The sequence below is a fragment of the Streptomyces anatolicus genome (genome assembly GCF_019400875.1).
GTDB classification, from domain to species: Bacteria; Actinomycetota; Actinomycetes; order Streptomycetales; family Streptomycetaceae; genus Streptomyces; species Streptomyces anatolicus.
In genome coordinates this window covers 1-18,136 of record NZ_WMBF01000094.1, presented here as the reverse complement: position 1 = coordinate 18,136, position 18,136 = coordinate 1, and the positions used below count along the sequence as shown (strand labels likewise).

The 18,136-nt window shown below is 70.5% G+C and carries 17 protein-coding genes and 1 pseudogene; 10 read left to right on the top strand and 8 right to left on the bottom strand.

Annotation, left to right across the window (positions count from 1 at the left end):
- The 8 genes and pseudogenes from GKQ77_RS11950 to pssA form a co-directional block, all read left to right on the top strand.
- Positions 1–221 (top strand): annotated as a pseudogene (locus tag GKQ77_RS11950) (TetR family transcriptional regulator); the annotation flags it as partial.
- Between the two features lie 392 nt (positions 222–613).
- On the top strand, positions 614–1,951 hold the full coding sequence (gene ccrA, locus GKQ77_RS11945; protein ID WP_219688687.1) for a crotonyl-CoA carboxylase/reductase: 1,338 nt from the start codon (positions 614–616) through the stop codon (positions 1,949–1,951).
- 22 nt (positions 1,952–1,973) lie between these two features.
- Positions 1,974–4,001: an ethylmalonyl-CoA mutase gene (locus GKQ77_RS11940; RefSeq protein WP_219688686.1), complete on the top strand. Its 2,028-nt coding sequence runs from the start codon at positions 1,974–1,976 to the stop codon at positions 3,999–4,001.
- A complete protein-coding gene (locus GKQ77_RS11935) occupies positions 3,998–4,957 on the top strand; it encodes an HpcH/HpaI aldolase/citrate lyase family protein (RefSeq protein WP_219688685.1) in 960 nt (319 codons plus the stop codon). Before GKQ77_RS11940 ends, GKQ77_RS11935 begins: the two co-directional genes overlap by 4 nt.
- Positions 4,958–4,963: 6 nt before the next feature.
- The gene (locus GKQ77_RS11930) at positions 4,964–5,497 is read left to right on the top strand and encodes a MaoC family dehydratase (protein WP_219688684.1); all 534 of its coding nucleotides are present in this window, start codon (positions 4,964–4,966) and stop codon (positions 5,495–5,497) included.
- Positions 5,498–5,499: 2 nt separating this feature from the next.
- Positions 5,500–6,705 carry an acyl-CoA dehydrogenase family protein gene (locus GKQ77_RS11925; RefSeq protein WP_125516131.1) on the top strand — a complete coding sequence of 402 codons (1,206 nt, stop codon included), beginning with the start codon at positions 5,500–5,502 and terminating at the stop codon, positions 6,703–6,705.
- Positions 6,706–6,876: 171 nt separating this feature from the next.
- Positions 6,877–7,533 (top strand): phosphatidylserine decarboxylase, encoded by a 657-nt coding sequence (locus GKQ77_RS11920; RefSeq protein WP_078593758.1) that lies wholly within the window; start codon positions 6,877–6,879, stop codon positions 7,531–7,533.
- Complete coding sequence (pssA, locus tag GKQ77_RS11915) at positions 7,520–8,380, top strand: CDP-diacylglycerol--serine O-phosphatidyltransferase (protein WP_219688683.1); 861 nt, start codon at positions 7,520–7,522, stop codon at positions 8,378–8,380. The genes GKQ77_RS11920 and pssA overlap by 14 nt, the downstream gene beginning before the upstream one ends.
- A gap of 84 nt (positions 8,381–8,464) precedes the next feature.
- On the opposite strand, the gene GKQ77_RS11910 is transcribed toward pssA, so the two are convergent.
- From GKQ77_RS11910 to GKQ77_RS11890, 5 genes are read right to left on the bottom strand one after another with little or no spacing between them, the layout of a single operon-like run.
- Positions 8,465–9,727, bottom strand: coding sequence for an ABC transporter substrate-binding protein (locus GKQ77_RS11910; protein ID WP_219688682.1), 1,263 nt, complete (start codon positions 9,725–9,727; stop codon positions 8,465–8,467).
- Positions 9,724–10,809 (bottom strand): branched-chain amino acid ABC transporter permease, encoded by a 1,086-nt coding sequence (locus GKQ77_RS11905; RefSeq protein WP_219688681.1) that lies wholly within the window; start codon positions 10,807–10,809, stop codon positions 9,724–9,726. Before GKQ77_RS11905 ends, GKQ77_RS11910 begins: the two co-directional genes overlap by 4 nt.
- Positions 10,802–11,692, bottom strand: coding sequence for a branched-chain amino acid ABC transporter permease (locus tag GKQ77_RS11900; RefSeq protein WP_219688680.1), 891 nt, complete (start codon positions 11,690–11,692; stop codon positions 10,802–10,804). Before GKQ77_RS11900 ends, GKQ77_RS11905 begins: the two co-directional genes overlap by 8 nt.
- Positions 11,689–12,513: an ABC transporter ATP-binding protein gene (locus tag GKQ77_RS11895; protein ID WP_308117629.1), complete on the bottom strand. Its 825-nt coding sequence runs from the start codon at positions 12,511–12,513 to the stop codon at positions 11,689–11,691. Before GKQ77_RS11895 ends, GKQ77_RS11900 begins: the two co-directional genes overlap by 4 nt.
- A complete protein-coding gene (locus GKQ77_RS11890; protein ID WP_219688690.1) occupies positions 12,510–13,331 on the bottom strand; it encodes an ABC transporter ATP-binding protein in 822 nt (273 codons plus the stop codon). Before GKQ77_RS11890 ends, GKQ77_RS11895 begins: the two co-directional genes overlap by 4 nt.
- A gap of 342 nt (positions 13,332–13,673) precedes the next feature.
- On the opposite strand from GKQ77_RS11890, the gene GKQ77_RS11885 reads away from it, so the two are divergent.
- The gene (locus tag GKQ77_RS11885; protein ID WP_219688689.1) at positions 13,674–14,873 is read left to right on the top strand and encodes a PucR family transcriptional regulator; all 1,200 of its coding nucleotides are present in this window, start codon (positions 13,674–13,676) and stop codon (positions 14,871–14,873) included.
- Positions 14,874–14,980: 107 nt separating this feature from the next.
- Here the strand turns inward: GKQ77_RS11885 and GKQ77_RS11880 are convergent, their stop codons facing one another.
- Entirely contained in the window at positions 14,981–16,102 is a 1,122-nt protein-coding gene (locus tag GKQ77_RS11880) for a glycerate kinase (RefSeq protein WP_219688688.1), read from the bottom strand.
- Between the two features lie 259 nt (positions 16,103–16,361).
- Here GKQ77_RS11880 and GKQ77_RS11875 point away from each other — a divergent pair, with 259 nt between their 5' ends.
- Positions 16,362–16,862 (top strand): NUDIX domain-containing protein, encoded by a 501-nt coding sequence (locus tag GKQ77_RS11875; protein WP_219688679.1) that lies wholly within the window; start codon positions 16,362–16,364, stop codon positions 16,860–16,862.
- Between the two features lie 101 nt (positions 16,863–16,963).
- Here the strand turns inward: GKQ77_RS11875 and GKQ77_RS11870 are convergent, their stop codons facing one another.
- Positions 16,964–17,464, bottom strand: coding sequence for a methylated-DNA--[protein]-cysteine S-methyltransferase (locus GKQ77_RS11870; protein ID WP_219688678.1), 501 nt, complete (start codon positions 17,462–17,464; stop codon positions 16,964–16,966).
- A 39-nt stretch (positions 17,465–17,503) separates the two neighbouring features.
- Positions 17,504–18,136, bottom strand: a 633-nt coding sequence (locus GKQ77_RS11865; RefSeq protein WP_372459862.1) for a DNA-3-methyladenine glycosylase family protein, incomplete at its 5' end; no start/stop codon positions are given.

The following is an 18,136-nucleotide window of genomic DNA, read 5'->3' as shown; positions in this document are numbered from 1 at the left end:
GGCAGGGGGACGTGGAGCGGCATCTGGACCACGCCTTCGCGATCGTGCGGCGCACGTTCGGGTCGGGCATCGGCGCGGGGCGCGACACGCTGCCCGCGGCGACGGCCCCGGCGGCGGTGTCCGCGCAGGGTGAGGTGCTTGTCACGGTGGCACGTACGGACGCGCCGCTCGACGAAGTCATGCGGACCATCGAGAAGGCGCTCAGGGAGCGGGCTTCTTAACCCGTTTCACCCATTTCGTCCTTGGCTTTTGAGGGGTCGCTACTGATCGGTAGCGGCCCCTCAGTCATGCCGCCACCCCCTCTGACCTGCACTGATCGATCATCGGTCAAAAATTACTGGCACCCAGTGTCTTGCCGACTGGCACGCGGTGCCATACGTTGATGTTGTCCGGGCGGCCGGCGTACAGAGATCCTCCGTACGCCGGCTGTCCCCTCAAGCCCCGGCTTGTGCGCCCGGACGCCTGCGTCACAGGCACCTCCCGCGCCCCACCAAGGCGTCGCCGAGCACCACCCTTCGCCGAACCGACGGCACACCTCCACCGCACCACAAGCACCCCGCCGCAACCCTCAAGCAGCGCCCCCGCAAGGCGCTTCTTCGCCGGAGGCAACACCGTGAAGGAAATCCTGGACGCGATTCAGTCCCCGGACGCCAAGTCCGCCGACTTCGCCGCTCTCCCCCTGCCCGACTCGTACCGCGCGATCACCGTGCACAAGGACGAGACGGAGATGTTCGCGGGCCTCGAGACCCGCGACAAGGACCCGCGCAAGTCGATCCACCTGGACGACGTGCCGGTCCCCGAACTCGGCCCCGGCGAGGCCCTGGTGGCCGTCATGGCCTCCTCGGTGAACTACAACTCCGTGTGGACCTCGATCTTCGAGCCGGTCTCCACCTTCAGCTTCCTGGAGCGCTACGGCCGCCTCAGCGAGCTGAGCAAGCGCCACGACCTGCCGTACCACATCATCGGCTCGGACCTGGCGGGCGTGGTGCTGCGCACCGGCCCCGGCGTGAACTCCTGGAAGCCCGGTGACGAGGTCGTCGCGCACTGTCTGAGCGTCGAGCTGGAGTCCTCGGACGGCCACAACGACACGATGCTCGACCCCGAGCAGCGCATCTGGGGTTTCGAGACCAACTTCGGCGGCCTCGCCGAGATCGCGCTCGTCAAGTCCAACCAGCTGATGCCGAAGCCGGACCACCTGAGCTGGGAGGAGGCCGCCTCGCCCGGCCTGGTGAACTCCACCGCCTACCGCCAGCTGGTCTCCCGCAACGGCGCCGGCATGAAGCAGGGCGACAACGTCCTGATCTGGGGCGCGAGCGGCGGACTCGGCAGTTACGCCACGCAGTTCGCGCTGGCGGGCGGCGCCAACCCCATCTGCGTGGTGAGCAGCCCCCAGAAGGCGGAGATCTGCCGCGCCATGGGCGCCGACGCGATCATCGACCGCAACGCCGAGGGCTACAAGTTCTGGAAGGACGAGCACACCCAGGACCCCAAGGAGTGGAAGCGCTTCGGCAAGCGCATCCGCGAGCTGACCGGCGGCGAGGACATCGACATCGTCTTCGAGCACCCGGGCCGCGAGACCTTCGGCGCCTCGGTGTACGTCACCCGCAAGGGCGGCACCATCACGACCTGCGCCTCGACCTCCGGCTACATGCACGAGTACGACAACCGCTACCTGTGGATGTCCCTCAAGCGCATCATCGGCTCCCACTTCGCCAACTACCGCGAGGCGTGGGAGGCCAACCGCCTGATCGCCAAGGGCAAGATCCACCCGACGCTCTCGAAGGTGTACTCCCTGGAGGACACCGGCCAGGCCGCCTACGACGTCCACCGCAACCTCCACCAGGGCAAGGTCGGCGTCCTCGCGCTCGCCCCCCAGGAGGGCCTCGGCGTCCGCGACCCGGAGAAGCGGGCCCAGCACATCGACGCCATCAACCGCTTCCGGAACGTCTGAACGCCCTAAGGAGCAGCGGGACATGACAGAGCGCCAGAAGGACCGGCCGTGGCTCATGCGGACGTACGCCGGTCATTCCACGGCGGAGGCGTCCAACGAGCTGTACCGGCGCAACCTCGCCAAGGGTCAGACGGGCCTCTCGGTCGCCTTCGACCTGCCCACCCAGACCGGCTACGACCCCGACCACATCCTCGCCCGCGGCGAGGTCGGCCGGGTCGGCGTGCCGGTCTCCCACCTCGGCGACATGCGGCGCCTGTTCCAGGACATCCCCCTGGAGCAGATGAACACCTCGATGACGATCAACGCCACCGCCATGTGGCTCCTGGCGCTCTATCAGGTGGTCGCGGAGGAGCAGGGTGCGGACATCACCCAGCTCCAGGGGACGACGCAGAACGACATCGTCAAGGAGTACCTCTCGCGCGGGACGCACGTCTTCCCGCCGGTCCCGTCGCTGCGGCTGACCACCGACATGATCACGTACACGGTGGCCCACATCCCCAAGTGGAACCCCATCAACATCTGCAGCTACCACCTCCAGGAGGCGGGGGCCACACCGGTCCAGGAGATCGCGTACGCGATGTCCACCGCCATCGCGGTTCTCGATGCCGTACGCGACTCCGGGCAGGTCCCCGAGGAGAAGTTCGGGGACGTCGTGGCCCGCATCTCCTTCTTTGTGAACGCGGGCGTCCGCTTCATCGAGGAGATGTGCAAGATGCGGGCGTTCGGGCGGATCTGGGATCAGGTCACGCGCGAGCGATACGGCATCGAGAACCCGAAACAGCGCCGCTTCCGCTACGGCGTACAGGTCAACTCGCTGGGTCTCACGGAGGCGCAGCCCGAGAACAACGTCCAGCGGATCGTGCTCGAGATGCTGGCCGTCACCCTCTCCAAGGACGCACGCGCGCGTGCCGTGCAGCTGCCGGCCTGGAACGAGGCGCTGGGTCTGCCGAGGCCCTGGGACCAGCAGTGGTCCCTGCGCATCCAGCAGGTCCTCGCACACGAGAGCGACCTTCTGGAGTACGAGGACATCTTCGAGGGCTCGCACGTCGTCGAGGCCAAGGTCGTCTCCCTCGTCGAGGAGTCCCTCGCGGAGATGGACCGCATCGAGCGGATGGGCGGCGCGATGGCCGCCGTCGAGTCGGGCTACCTCAAGTCGCAGCTCGTCTCCTCGCACGCCGAGCGCCGGGCGCGCATCGAGTCCGGCCAGGAGAAGATCGTCGGTGTGAACTCCTACGAGTCCACCGAGCCGAGCCCGCTCACCGCGGACCTGGACGGGGCGATCATGACGGTCGACCCGGCGGTCGAGGCGCGCGTGGTGAACGCCCTGAAGGACTGGCGCGACAACCGCTACCAGCCGCCGTTCAACCACCCCCGCCCGTGCAAGGCCCTGGAGCGGCTCAAGGAAGTCGCCGCGGGCACGGGCAACCTCATGGAGGCCACCCTGGAGTGCGCACGCGCCGGTGTGACGACCGGCGAGTGGGCCGGCGCCCTGCGGGAGGTCTTCGGGGAGTTCCGGGCGCCCACGGGCGTCTCCAGCGCTCCGGTGGCCGTCACCGCGGAGGAGGGCACGCCGCTCGCCCTGGTCCGCGAGAAGGTCGACAAGACGGCCGCCGACCTTGGGACCGGCAAGCTCCGCTTCCTGGTCGGCAAGCCGGGTCTGGACGGGCACTCCAACGGGGCCGAGCAGATCGCGGTGCGCGCGCGTGACGCCGGCTTCGAGGTGGTCTACCAGGGGATCAGGCTCACGCCCGAGCAGATCGTCGACGCGGCGCTCGCCGAGGACGTGCACGCGGTGGGCCTCTCGATCCTCTCCGGGTCGCACGCCGAACTCGTGCCGGACGTCCTGGTGCGCCTGCGCGAGGCGGGCGCCCGCGACATTCCCGTCATCGCGGGAGGCATCATCCCCAACAGCGACGCCGATGACCTGCTGGCGGCGGGTGTCGCCGCCGTCTTCACCCCCAAGGACTTCGGCATCACGGAGATCATCGGCCGTATCGTCGACGAGATCCGGAAAGCGAACAAGCTCGACCCTCTGGAGGTCCCCGCATGACCGTGAACCGTCTCCGCCCCCGGCGCTCCTGTCTGGCCGTACCGGGCTCGAACCCGCGCTTCCTGGAGAAGGCCCAGGGCCTCCCCGCCGACCAGGTCTTCCTCGACCTGGAGGACGCCTGCGCGCCGCTCGCCAAGCCGGAGGCACGGCACACCATCGTCAAGTTCCTGAACGACGGCGACTGGACGGGCAAGACGCGCGTGGTGCGCGTCAACGACTGGACGACCGAGTGGACGTACCGCGATGTCGTCACGGTCGTCGAGGGCGCGGGCCAGAACCTCGACTGCATCATGCTGCCGAAGGTGCAGACGGCCGATCAGGTCGTCGCCCTCGACCTCCTGCTCACGCAGATCGAGAAGACGATGGGCTTCGAGGTCGGCAAGATCGGCATCGAGGCGCAGATCGAGAACGCCCGCGGCCTCAACAACGTCAACGCGATCGCCGAGGCCTCGCCCCGCGTCGAGACGATCATCTTCGGCCCGGCAGACTTCATGGCATCGATCAACATGAAGTCCCTGGTCGTCGGCGAGCAGCCGCCCGGCTACCCCGCGGACGCCTACCACTTCATCCTGATGAAGATCCTGATGGCCGCCCGCGCCAACAACCTCCAGGCGATCGACGGCCCCTACCTCCAGATCAAGAACGTCGACGGCTACCGCGAGGTCGCGAACCGCGCCGCCGCCCTCGGCTTCGACGGCAAGTGGGTCCTGCACCCCGGCCAGGTGGAGGCCGCCAACGAGGTCTTCTCGCCCTCGCAGGAGGACTTCGACCACGCCGAGCTGATCCTGGACGCGTACGAGTACTACACGTCCGAGGCGGGCGGCAAGAAGGGCTCGGCGATGCTCGGCGACGAGATGATCGACGAGGCGAGCCGGAAGATGGCGCTGGTCATCTCCGGGAAGGGCCGTGCGGCCGGGATGACCCGCACGTCCAAGTTCGAGGCCCCGGAGGCGTAAGACACCATGCAGTTCGGCCGCACCTACGAAGAGTTCGAAGTCGGCGCCGTGTACAAGCACTGGCCCGGGAAGACGGTCACCGAGTACGACGACCACCTCTTCTGCCTGCTCACCATGAACCACCACCCCCTCCACATGGACAGCAACTATGCGGAGAAGACGACCGACTTCGGCAAGAACGTCGTCGTGGGCAACTACATCTACTCGCTGCTCCTCGGCATGTCCGTGCCGGACGTCTCCGGAAAGGCCATCGCCAACCTGGAGGTCGAGTCGCTCAAGCACGTGGCGCCGACCTTCCACGGCGACACGATCTACGGCGAGACGACCGTCCTGGACAAGACGCCCTCGAAGTCCAAGAGCGACCGCGGGATCGTCTACGTGGAGACCAAGGGGTACAAGCAGGACGGCACCCTGGTCTGTGTGTTCCGCCGCAAGGTGATGGTGCCCACCGAGACCTACATCAAGGAGCGCGGCGGCGAGCAGCCCGGCCGCCCGGAGCTGAACACCCCTTCCAAGAGCGCCAAGAGCACGGAGAAGTAGCCATGAGCCGACTCGCGCAGACCGCAGGTCTCACCGACGTCCAGCAGGAGATCCTGTCCACGGTCCGGGACTTCGTCGACAAGGAGATCATCCCTGTCGCGACCGAGCTCGAGCACCGTGACGAGTACCCGCAGAAAATCGTCGACGGCCTCAAGGAGTTGGGCCTCTTCGGCCTGATGATCCCGGAGGAGTACGGCGGCCTGGGCGAGTCGCTGCTCACGTACGCGCTCTGCGTCGAGGAGATAGCGCGTGGCTGGATGTCGGTGTCCGGCATCATCAACACCCACTTCATCGTCGCCTACATGCTCAAGCAGCACGGCACGCAGGAGCAGCGGGAGACCTTCCTGCCGCGGATGGCGGCCGGCGAGGTGCGCGGGGCGTTCTCCATGTCGGAGCCGGCCCTCGGCTCCGATGTGTCGGCGATCACGTCCAAGGGCGTGAAGGACGGCGACGAGTACGTCCTGAACGGCCAGAAGATGTGGCTCACCAACGGCGGAACGTCCACTCTGGTGGCCGTTCTGTGCCGTAGTGACGAAGGACACCCCGAGGGCACCGCCCCGCACAAGTCGATGACGACGTTCCTCGTGGAGAAGGAGCCGGGCTTCGGCGAGGTCCGCCCCGGTCTGACCATCCCGGGCAAGATCGACAAGATGGGCTACAAGGGCGTCGACACGACCGAGCTGATCATGGACGACCTGCGAATTCCGGCCAATCGCGTGCTCGGCGGGGTCACCGGCCGAGGGTTTTACCAAATGATGGACGGTGTCGAGGTCGGCCGGGTGAATGTCGCGGCACGTGGCTGCGGTGTCGCTCAGCGTGCGTTCGAGCTGGGCGTCTCATATGCCCAGCAACGCCACACTTTCGGCAAGCCGATCGCCCAGCACCAGGCGATTCAGTTCAAGCTGGCCGAGATGGCTACCAAGGTCGAGGCCGCTCATGCGATGATGGTCAACGCAGCACGCAAAAAGGACTCCGGGGAGCGAAACGACCTCGAAGCAGGGATGGCGAAGTACCTCGCCTCCGAGTACTGCAAGGAAGTCGTCGAGGACGCGTTCAGGATTCACGGCGGTTACGGCTTCTCGAAGGAGTACGAGATCGAGCGCCTCTACAGGGAGGCGCCGATGCTGCTGATCGGTGAAGGTACCGCCGAGATCCAGAAAATGATCATTGGTCGTCGACTGCTCGAAGAGTATCGATTCCAGGGCTAGATGCCCGGTTTGGGGCGTTTTCTTCGCGAAGAAGATCACACCCTGTCAACACTCTTCGGCCGTCGACTCGGCTTCCTCGCTTGCCCAGTTGTGGCTCGCAACCGATACCATCCGGAGAAAGCCGCCGTCCCCCGTATCACCGCGCGGCATCATCCGCTACGAAGGTCATCCATGCCCCACAGCCAAACCTCTGCACCACGCGACGGCATTCTCCAGGGACGCCTTGCTCGCGGAGCATCGCCGTGGCTCCTGCCGACCGTCGCCACCGCGGCACTCAGCCTCGCCCGCGCGCGCCGTTCGAAGGGTGCCGCCGCCGTCGCCGTTCCCGCCACCGCGCTGGCGGCGGGAATGCTGTGGTTCTTCCGCGACCCCGAGCGCGAGATCGCTCAGGGCCGGGTCATCTCCCCCGCCGACGGCGTGGTGCAGAGCATCATGCCGTGGAAGGACGGGCGTACCCGCGTCGCCATCTTCATGAGCCCGCTGAACGTCCACGTCAACCGCGCGCCCCTCGCGGGCACGGTGACGTCCGTGGAACACATCCCCGGCGGGTTCGTCCCGGCGTTCAACAAGGAGAGCGAGAACAACGAACGCGTTGTCTGGCACTTCGACACCGAGCTCGGCGACATCGAGATGATCCAGATCGCGGGCGCGGTCGCACGGCGCATCGTGCCGTACGTGCCGCAGGGCACGAAGGTGGAGCAGGGTGAGCGGATCGGCCTGATCCGTTTCGGCTCGCGCGTCGACATCTACCTCCCCGAGGGTGTCGAGGTGGACGTCGAGGTCGGTCAGAAGACCGTGGCTGGGGTGACTCGCATTGACCGTGGTTGATCCTGAGACACAGGCCGGCTGGGCGTCCGAGGCCGAGGACGACGCGTCCCACGACGCCGACGAGATGCCGCTGTCACTGCGCCTCTCGATAGCGGACACGCTCACGCTCGGTAACGCCACGTGCGGGTTCATGGCGGTGTACTTCACCACCACGGGCATCCTCATCCCGCACCTCCAGGGCAGCAACGAGAGCGGCATGGCGCGGCACTCCGCCGCGACCGCCGTGATCCTGATGCTCTGCGCGGCCGTCTTCGACCTCTTCGACGGGCTCGTGGCACGCAAGCTGCGCTCCTCGCCGATGGGCGCCGAGCTGGACAACCTCTCGGACCTGATCAGCTTCGGTCTGGCCCCCGCGTACTTCGTACTCGTCTACGGCATGGTCGCGGACGACGCGCACCAGCGCGTGGCGGCGGTGGGCGCGATCGTGGTGCTCCTGGCGGTGGTGCTGCGGCTTGCGCGGTTCTCCTGCGTGACCGTGAAGGACGGCACCTTCCAGGGCATGCCCTCGCCCTTCGGGGCGCTGACGGTCGTCTCGATCGTGCTCCTGGAGCTGCCCTTCGTGGCGACCCTCCTCGCGATCATCGGCACGGCCTGGCTCATGGTCAGCCGCGTCGAGTACCCCAAGCCGCGGGGCCCCCTCGCGGTGGCCATGCTCGCCTGGATCGTCGCGGCCATGGGGCTGCTCGCGGCCTGGGCGTTCGAGGCGCCGGGCGGGCAGCTGCTCCTGCAGACCGGCTGCGCGCTCCAGCTCGTCCTCGGGGCGGTGATTCCCCTCTTCGCCACCGCTCGGAGGGTGAACAACTTCCGTGACAACCGGCGCGAGGCCCGTGCGGCGCAGTTGCCGTAGCGGCGCTTGTACGTAGCCCAGGGGGCCTGAACCGGATGGTTCAGGCCCCCTTTGCGTGCCGTTTATCGCCCTTCGGGCTCGTCCTCAATCGCCGGACGGGCTCAGGCTTTCTGCCGCCTCGGCCGTGCCCGGCTGCCGGATCACCTTCATGCCTCCCGTCGTCTTCTTGTCCGGCTGGAGGATCACGCTCTCCTTCGACGAGGGGGCCTTGGGGTCGGTGAAGTTCTGGGTGACGCCGAAGCCCGAGTCGAAGTCGTCGAGGGTCAGCAGCGCCTTGTCGACGCCGTCGCGCGTGAGGTCCTTGTCCTCGCAGGCCTTCTTCAGGGCCTCGCCGAAGACGGAGGCGGCCGTCCAGCCCGCCACGACGCCGTTGTCGAGGGAGTCCTTCGGGTGGGCCTTCCTGTAGTCGGCGACGAGCTTCTTCGCCGCCGCGGTGTCCGCGCCGATGGGCAGCGTGGGCGAGGCGACGTAGTAGTTCTTCTGCAGGGCGGGGCCCGACTGGGTGGCGAGGAGCTGCGGGGCGAACGCCGAGTTGTTGCCGATGACGGGGACGTCGAAGCGGCCGGCCGCGGCGACGCCGACCAGGGAGGCCGCCTGGCGCGGGCCCGCGCTGATCACGACGGCCTTGACGCCCGCCTTCTTCAGGGCGGAGACCTGCGCGGTCATGTCGTTGTCCGTCGGCTTGATCTTCTGCTCGACGACGGTGAGGCCCGCCTTCCCGGCCATGTGCTGGGAGCCCTTCAGGGCGCTCTCGCCGTAGTCACCCTCGAAGTAGACATGGCCGAGCTTGTCGCCCTTCTTCAGGCCCTTCTCCTTCATCAGGAAGTCGATCGCGTTGATCGTCTCCAGGTCGTACGTGGATCCGATGACCCGCACATACGGGCTGCCCAGGAGATTCGCCGACCAGGCCTGCGGCAGGACGAGGGCCTTGTCGGCGTCGATGCGCTGCTTGACGGCGGCGACGAACGGCGAGCCGATGAACTGTGCGAAGCCGAGGACCTTCGGCTCCAGCTCGGTGTAGGCGGCGACGGCCTTCTGCGGGTCGTAGCCGTGGTCGCGGACGGTGAGCTTCAGCTTGTGGCCGCAGATGCCGCCGTCCTTGTTGGTCTTGTCGACGTAGAGCTGCTGGGCCTGGGTGACGCTCTTGCCGAGGGTGGCGTAGACGCCGGTCATGTCGGTGAGCACGCCGAGGTTGATCGTCTTGCCCGAGATGCCCTCGCCGGTCTTCACCCCGCCCGCCGTCCTGCCGTCGTCGTCGCCGTCCTTCGCCTTCGAGCTGCACGCCGAGAGCGCGAGGAGGGCGGCGAGCGCGGTGGTGGCCGCCGTGGCCCGGGTCAGTGCGTTCATGCTGTCTCCCCTGAGGTGCCTGGTGTGCCTGGAGTGGCTGGAGTGGCCTGGGTGGCCCGGCGGCGGGCGGTGAGCCGCACCAGGCCGCCGGGCAGGAAGAGCACCACCGCCACGACGGCAGCGCCGTACAGATACCGGGACGCCTCGCCCGGCGAGATCCCGCCGGTGCCCGGCGCCGAGACGAGGGGCAGCGCGTCGCTGTACCGGGTCAGCAGCTGTGGCAGCAGGGAGACGAGGGCCGCGCCCGCGACCGCTCCGGAGACCGAGCCGAGGCCGCCGATGACGATCATCGCGAGGTACTCCAGGGAGAGCGTCATGCCGAAGTAGTCGGGCACGGTCCGCTGGAAGACCAGGGCGAGCAGCACCCCGGCGAAGCCCGCGTACATCGACGAGAGGACGAAGACCCCGGCGCGGTAGCGGGCCACCGGCACGCCGATGACACCGGCGGCGACGCGGTGGTCGCGGATGGCGTTCATGGCGCGCCCCGGCCGTCCGCGCAGCACGCCACGGGCGAAGAGGCCGCAGGCCAGGAGCAGCACCAGACCGGCGTACCAGAGCTTCTCGGCGGAGCCGAACGGCACTGCGGCGACGACGGTCTCGCTCTCGTCGAAGGTGAGGCCGAAGAGGTTCAGCGGCGGTACGTCACGCCCGTTGGAGCCGCCCGTCAGGTCGTGCGCGTTGAACAGCACGTGCTGCCCGATGAAGATCAGCGCGAGGGTCGCGATGCCGAGGTAGGCGCCGCGCAGGCGGCCCGCGATGGGGCTGAAGAGCCCGCCCGCGAGCCCCGCGAGCGCCACGGCGAGGGCGGCGGCGAGCCAGGTCGGCAGGCCTAGCCCGGTCAGGCCGTCGCCGCCGTCCCCGGCGAGTACGCAGTAGCCGTACGCGCCGATCGCGAGGAAGAAGGCGTGGCCCATGGAGAGCTGGCCGGTCGCGCCGGTGAGGAGGTTGATGCCGATCGCGCCGATCGCGGCGGCCATCGCGAACAGGCCCGCCTGGAGCCAGAAGCGGTCCAGGTAGAACGGCAGGGCGAGCAGCACTACGGCCGAGGCCGCCCAGGCGCAGGTGCGGCGGATGTCAGACACGGGCGAGTTCCTTCGTGCCGAAGAGCCCGGCGGGCCGGATGAGCAGGATCGCGGTCATGACGAGGTAGGGGGCGAGGTCGCCGAGGCCGCGGCCGAGGAAGGTCAGCTCGCTCTGGTAGCCGGTGGCGAGGGATTCGGTCACGCCCACCACGAGGCCGCCGACGAGGGCTCCGGTGGTGGAATCCAGGCCGCCGAGGATCGCGGCGGGGAAGGCCTTCAGGGCGGCCAGCGAGGTGGCGCGCTCCAGGCCCGGCGTCGGGAAGACGGTGAGGAAGAGCGCGGCCACGGCGGCCAGGGCGCCCGCCACCGCCCACGCGCCGAGCGAGACGCGCCCGAGGCGTACGCCCATCAGCGCGGCAGTCTCGGGGCTCTCGGCGGCGGCGCGCATCGCCACGCCCCAGGAGGTGTAGCGGAAGGCGAGCAGGAAGACGGTGATGAGCAGGGCCGCGGCGGCGAACGCGGCGATGCGGGTGTGGGCGAGGGAGATCGGGCCGACGGTCAGCACGTCGTCGCCCCAGGGGTCGCCGAGCGGCAGCACGTCGGTGCCGAGGCGACGGGTCAGCTCGGTGGTGAGCAGGATGTCGACGCCGATGGTGACGATGGCGAGGACGCTGTGGTCGGTGCCCCGGTAGCGGCGCATGACCAGGAACTCGACGGCCGCCCCGACGACCGCGGCGCCCGCGATGCCGACGAGCAGCGCCGGCCAGAAGCCGAGGTCGTCGTGGAGGGAGGCGGTGATGTAGCCGCCCGCGAGGAGCAGGGAGGCGTGCGCGAAGTTCACCACTTCGGTGGCGCGGAAGATGACGACGAAGCCGAGGGCGATGAGGGCGTAGACCGAGCCCATGGAGAGGCCGTTGAGGAGGAGTTCGGTGAAGGTGGTCATGAGCGGGTGTCCTCCTCGCCGGGTCGCTCACCGTCGTCGCGGTCGTCGCTCTCGCCCAGGTAGGCGCGGATGACCGCCGGGTCGTTCTGTACGTCGCCGGGTGCGCCGTCGGCGATGCGGCGCCCGAAGTCGAGTACGGTCACCGCGTCCGCGAGCCGCATCACCACCCCCATGTCGTGTTCCACCAGGACGATCGAGATGCCGAGGCTGTCGCGGACGCCCGCGATGACCGCGGCCGTGCGGCGCCGCTCGTCGGCGGTCATGCCGGCGACGGGCTCGTCGAGGAGCAGCAGGCGCGGCTCCATGCACAGGGCCCGGGCCAGTTCGGCGAGTTTCTGCTGTCCGTAGGGCAGGGAGCCGGCGGGCAGGTCGAGTTGGTGCTCCAGGCCGACGAACGCGGCGATCTCGCGGACGCGTTCGCGGTGCAGGCGCTCCTCGCGGGCCGCCGAGGGCAGCCGCAGGCCCGCGGCCATGAAGCCGGTGCGGGTCAGGCGGTGGCGGCCGAGCAGCAGGCTGTCGGCGACCGTGGCGCGGGGCGGCAGGGCGAGGTTCTGGAAGATCCGGGCGACGCCGAGTCCGGCGATCTGGTGCGGGCGCATGCCGGTGAGTTCGTGCTCTCCGAAGCGGACGCTGCCGCTGGTGGCGCGGTAGACGCCGGACAGGACGTTGAAGCAGGTGGACTTGCCCGCGCCGTTGGGTCCGATGAGGGCGTGCACGGTGCCGGGGCGGACGGTGAAGCTGACGGCGTCCAGCGCGGTGAGCCCGGCGAACCGGACGGTCAACTCGCTGACTTCCAGGGGAGGTACGGGTTGCTCGGTCACCGTCCTGCCTCCCAGCGCGGCAGCGTCGGCAGTGCGCCGATGCCCCGGGTGGCGTCGGCGGCGGCGTCCTCGTCGACCACCCCGAGGTAGCGGCGCCTTACCTCGTCAGATGCGGCCAGCTCGTCCGCGGGGCCGGACAGGGCGACCTCGCCGACGTCTAGGACGTACGCCCTTGAGGCGAGCCGCAGCGCGAGCGCGGCGTTCTGTTCGACGAGCAGGACCGAGGTGCCCTGGGCGTTGATCTCCCCGATGGTGTCGGCGATCCGGGCGGCCATCAGCGGGGCGAGCCCGAGGGAGGGTTCGTCGAGCAGGAGCAGGCGCGGTGAGGCCATGAGCGCCCTGCCCACCGCGAGCATCTGCTGTTCACCGCCGGAGAGCAGTCCGGCGCGCTGGGTGCCGCGCTCGGCGAGGACCGGGAAGAGTTCGTGGACGCGGCGCAGTGCGTCCGCCTTTGCCGCGCGCGACCCGGAGGAGCCGAGCGCCCCGGCGCGCAGGTTGTCGGTCACGGTCATCCGGGCGAACACCCGCCTTCCCTCCGGGACCTGGGAGATCCCGGCGGCCACCACGCGGTCCGGCGCGAGGCCGTCGACGCGGGTGCCGTCGAAGTGGATGCCTCCCGAGGTCAGCGCCCCGCCCTGGAAGGAGAGCGTGCGTGAAATGGCGCGCAGCAGCGTCGACTTGCCCGCGCCGTTGCCGCCGAGCACGGCGACGACGGTGCCGTCCGGCACATCGAGCGAGACGCGGCGCAGGGCGCGTACGGGGCCATAGCCGACGGACACCTCGCGTACGACGAGTCCGGCGCCGCGCGCGGCGGCCACGCTCGAGCCGTCGCCCTTGAGGCCGCCCGCACCCGCCGCGCCCGCGCCGTCGCCCTCGCGGCCACCCGCGCCGAAGCCCTCCACATTGGAACCACCCACGTACCCGACCCCCAGTCCCGCGCGGCTCGGCCGCCGTCGCGTGGCGCTCACCCCAGCACCGCGGGAGCGGCCCGTCCACGGGCAGCGGAGGAAACGCTGCCGGAGACCAGCGGCGGCGCCCCGACGTTGTGCATGCGCACAACACCGCGTGTCAGGGGCCTGCGGGAGCGGGTCACCCCATGGCATCCTCCGCACCAACGACGTCCTGGAGCGCGGCGACGGGGAGGATCCATGACCGGGCCTTTGCATGGCCGCAGGCCGCGGACCGGGCACGACTGGCGACTCCTCAAGGAGGCGTGCACGGCCCTGCTGCCCCGGCTGCCCGAGCTTGTCGACGAGCATCTGCGGCAACTCGCCGAGCACTCACCGGTGTTCGGCCACGTCCTGCCGTACGACGTGCACTGGCACGAGGCCGAGGAGGCGATGCGGATCGGCATCGAGGCGATCTCGGCGCCCCGGGCCTCACCGCGCCGCGACCTGGAGTACGCGGAGGAGGCGGGCAGGCGCCGGGCCCAGCAGGGCCTGCCGCTCGACCTGGTGGTGCACTCGTACCGCAACGCGGGCTATCTGGTCTGGGACTCGCTCCTGGAGGGGGTCGCGGGCAAGGACCCCGAGAAGCTGGCGGTCCTGATGCGCTCGGCGACGATGGTGTGGTCGGCGGTCGACGCGCAGGCCGCGGTGGCGTCCGACGCCTACCGGGCGACGGAGTTGGAGCTGCGGCGGCGCACCGACGAGCAGTTGCAGGCGCTGCTCGACGCGCTCCTTGAGGGTCAGAGCGCGCCGGGCCTCGCGGCGCGTGCGGCGGCCGGTCTCGACCTGCCCGAGCACGGCCCGTACGCGGTGGTGGTGCTGCGCGTGGAGCGGCGGGACGGGCGCGAGGCGTTCCACCGGCAGATCCAGCGTCCGGGGTTCCGTTTCGTCTGGCGGATGCGGACGGACTGCGAGGTCGGTGTGGTCGCGCTCAGCGCGGACGAGGGGCTGGACGGCCTGGCCCGGCTGCTCGACGGCCGGTGCCCAGGCCCCGGCGGCATCAGCCCCGTGGTGGGCGGCCTCGCGGATCTCGGCCACGCCCGGCGCCTCGCGGAGCTGGCGCTGCGCACCTGCCCGCCGGACGCGACCGGCATCGTCCGCCTCGACCAGCGGATGCCGACCGCGCTGGTGGTGAGCCAGCCGGAGCTGGCGGGCCGCCTGGTCACGGACGTGCTCGGCGAAGTCCTCACGCTGGAACCGGCGGACCGCGCGGTCCTCCTGGAGACCCTGGAGGCGTGGCTGGCCTGCGAGGGCTCGGCGGGCCGGGCGGCGGGCCGCCTGTACTGCCACCGCAACACGGTCTTCAACCGCCTGCGCCGCCTGGAACAACTGACGTCGAGGTCCTTGGCGCGACCGAGGGACCTGGTGGAGGTGGCCCTGGCGGTAGAGGCGCACAGGCTGTCGCCGGGGTAGGGGGCGCCCCGTAAGGGGCGCGGGGAACTGCGCGAGCAACCACAACAGCCCCGCACCCGCGAGAAGCCCCAGCCAGGCAAACGGGACCGCGCCCCCGCCCAAAGGCCCTACGCCAGATAGTCCCGCCCAAGCTTCTCCGCCAGCGACTCCAGAATCGGCCCCGCCTCAGCAATACACCGAGCCACATCCGGCTCAATGTCGGTCAGCGCATACGCCCGCCGGATCCCGGCCCTGCCAAGAGCCTCAGGAGGCAACGCGAGGCGCCCGCAAACGGCGACGACCTCCACCCCCGCCGCACGCGCCGCCGAGGCCACCCCCGCCGGCGCCTTACCGTGCAGCGTCTGCTCGTCGAGCGAACCCTCGCCGGTGATCACAAGGGTGGCCCGCTCCAGCGCGGGAGCGAACCCCAGCACGTCGAGCATGACCTCGATGCCGGGCCGGAAAGTCGCCCCGAGCCCGACGAGCGCGCCGTACCCGATCCCGCCCGCGGCGCCCGCGCCGGGCGACTGCGCGTACTCGGCGGCCTTGGGGCCGATGGACTTCTCCAGGACCTCGGCGAAGTGGGCGAGCGCCGCGTCCAGCTCCTCGACGTCCTCCGGAGAGGCCCCCTTCTGCGGCCCGTACACGGCGGGCGCGCCCTTCGGGCCCGTCAGCGGGTTGTCGACATCGCTGGCGAGCACGGTCTCGACGTCCTTCAGGCGCGGGTCGAGACCCGACAGATCGGCCGTGGCCAGCTCCTTGAGCGGGCCGCCGCCCGGCGCGACGGGCTCGCCGTCCGCGTCCAGGAAGCGCGCGCCGAGCGCGGCGAGCATGCCCGCGCCCCCGTCCGTCGTGGCGCTGCCGCCGACGCCGAAGACGATGGTGCGGGCCCCCGCGTCGAGCGCGGCGCGGATCAGCTCTCCGGAGCCATACGTCGTGGAGGTCAGCGGCGCGAAGACGCCCTCGGGGAGCAGCTGGAGGCCCGAGGCCTCCGCCATCTCCACCACGGCCGTGCCGTCCTTCAGCGCGTACGCCGCCGTCACCTGGTCGCCGAGCGGTCCCGTGACGGTGACCTCCCGGCGCTCGAAGCCGCCCGCGACGGCCGCGGCGACCGTGCCGTCACCACCGTCGGCGACCGGCAGCGCCTCGACCGTCACGTCCGGGGCGGCGCGGTGGAGCCCGGCCGTCACCCGCTCGGCGACCTGCACGGCCGTGAGCGAACCCTTGAACTTGTCCGCGGCGATGAGCACGTGCCGCGCCCGCCGCGCCTGCTCGCGCCGCGCCTGCTGCTCGCGTCCCGCCGTCCCTGCAGCGTCCGCCACCTTGCATTCCCCTTGCTTTCGGCCTTGCTCGAGTCAAGGCAGTCGCGCCGCTGCGACCATAACCGCCCAAGGGCCTCCCTGCCCATGGGCGACCTCGGAACGATATGGAAATGATCGATCAGTCTCGGCCCGCCGGGGCCCGCGCCGGGGTCCGCCGCCGTTACCCTTCCCCGATTACCCTTCCCCGATGACCACCCAAGACTTCGCCACCTACATAGCAGGCCTGCCGCGCGTCCTCGTCGGCGCCGCCGCCCTCTTCCGGGACGACCGGGGCCGCGTCCTGCTCGTCGAGCCGAACTACCGCGAGGGCTGGGCGCTGCCCGGCGGGACCGTCGAGTCGGACGACGGCGAGACACCGCGCCAGGGGGCGCGCAGGGAGACGGCCGAGGAGATCGGGCTCGATGTCACGCTCGGGCCGCTGCTCGCGGTGGACTGGGTGCCGCCGGGGACCGAGCGGCCGCGGCCGCCGCTGGTCGCTTATCTGTACGACGGCGGGGTGCTGGACGCGGAGCAGCTGAAGTCGATCACGCTGCAGGAGGAGGAGCTGCTCTCCTGGCGCCTGGTGACCCGCGAGGAACTGGCCGAGCTGCTGCCGGGCGCGCTCGGTCGGCGGGTCGGCGCCGCGCTCGACGTGCTGGAGCGCGGCGACGGACCGGCCGAGCTGGAGAACGGGCACCGGGTCGGCTGAGCTGGAGGACGGACACGGGTTCGGCCCAGCTGGAGGACGGGCACGGGCCAGCCGAGCTGGAGAACGGGCACAGGTCGGCTGACCCCGCGCGGCGGGGCGTCTCAGAAGAGGGCGTCCTCGCCGCCCGCGGCCCCGCCCTCGAAGGCCAGCAGCCGCTGCTTGCGTGCGAGGCCGCCGCCGTACCCGGTCAGGCTGCCGTTGGCGCCGACGACGCGGTGGCAGGGGACGATGACGCCGATCGGGTTCTTGCCGTTGGCGAGGCCGACCGCGCGGGAGGCGCCGGGCTTGCCGAGGATCGCGGCGAGTTCGCCGTACGTACGGGTCTCGCCGTAGGGGATCCGGCGGAGTTCGTCCCAGACCGTGCGCTGGAAGGGGGTGCCGTCGAGGCGCAGCGGCAGGTCGAAGTCCTTCAACTCCCCCGCGAAATAGGCCGCCAGCTGGCTGATCGCCTCGCCGAAGGGCGCCGGATCGCGGTCGCCGAAGGTCTCCTCGGCGGGCCGGTGGCGCTGGTCGGTCATGTAGAGGCCGCTGAGGACGCCGTCGGTGGCGACGAGCGTGAGCGGCCCGTAGGGGCTGTCGATGAGGGTGTGCAGGCGTTCCATGGCTTTCCGTTTCCGTCCCTGGCTTTCCGTACGCGTCCCTTAGGCCGGGGTGGCTCTGGTCCTGGTCCCTGACGCGGGGATGACTCTGGTCTGTGTCCCTGACGCGGGGATGACGTTGATGGGGTGGGCGTCGGTGGCCCACAGATACTGCACCGCGTACGCCCGCCAGGGCCGCCAGGCGGCGGCGCGCGCGGTGAGCGCGGCCGGGGTGTGCGGCAGGCCCAGCTCCTTCGCGGCGCGCCGGACGCCGAGGTCGGAGGGGAGGAAGGCGTCGGGGTCGCCGAGCGCCCGCATCGCGATGACCTCGACCGTCCAGGGCCCGAAGCCGGGCAGCTCGGTGAGCCGGGCGCGGGCCTCGTCCCAGCCGCTCTCCGCGCCGAGCCGGAGGCTGCCGTCGGCGAGGTGGCGTACGAGCGTGGTCAGCGTGGTGCGGCGGCTGCGGGGCAGGGCCAGTGACTCCGGGTCGAGCGCGGCCAGCGCCTCGGGGGTGGGGAAGAGGTGGGTGAGGCCGCCCTCGGCGTCCTGGACGCGCTCGCCGTGCGCGGTGACCAGGCGCGCGGCGTGGGTGCGGGCGGCGGCCGTGGAGACCTGCTGGCCGAGGACGGCGCGTACGGCGAACTCGGCCTCGTCGACCGTGCGCGGCACCCGCCGCCCCGGGGCCTTGTCGACGAG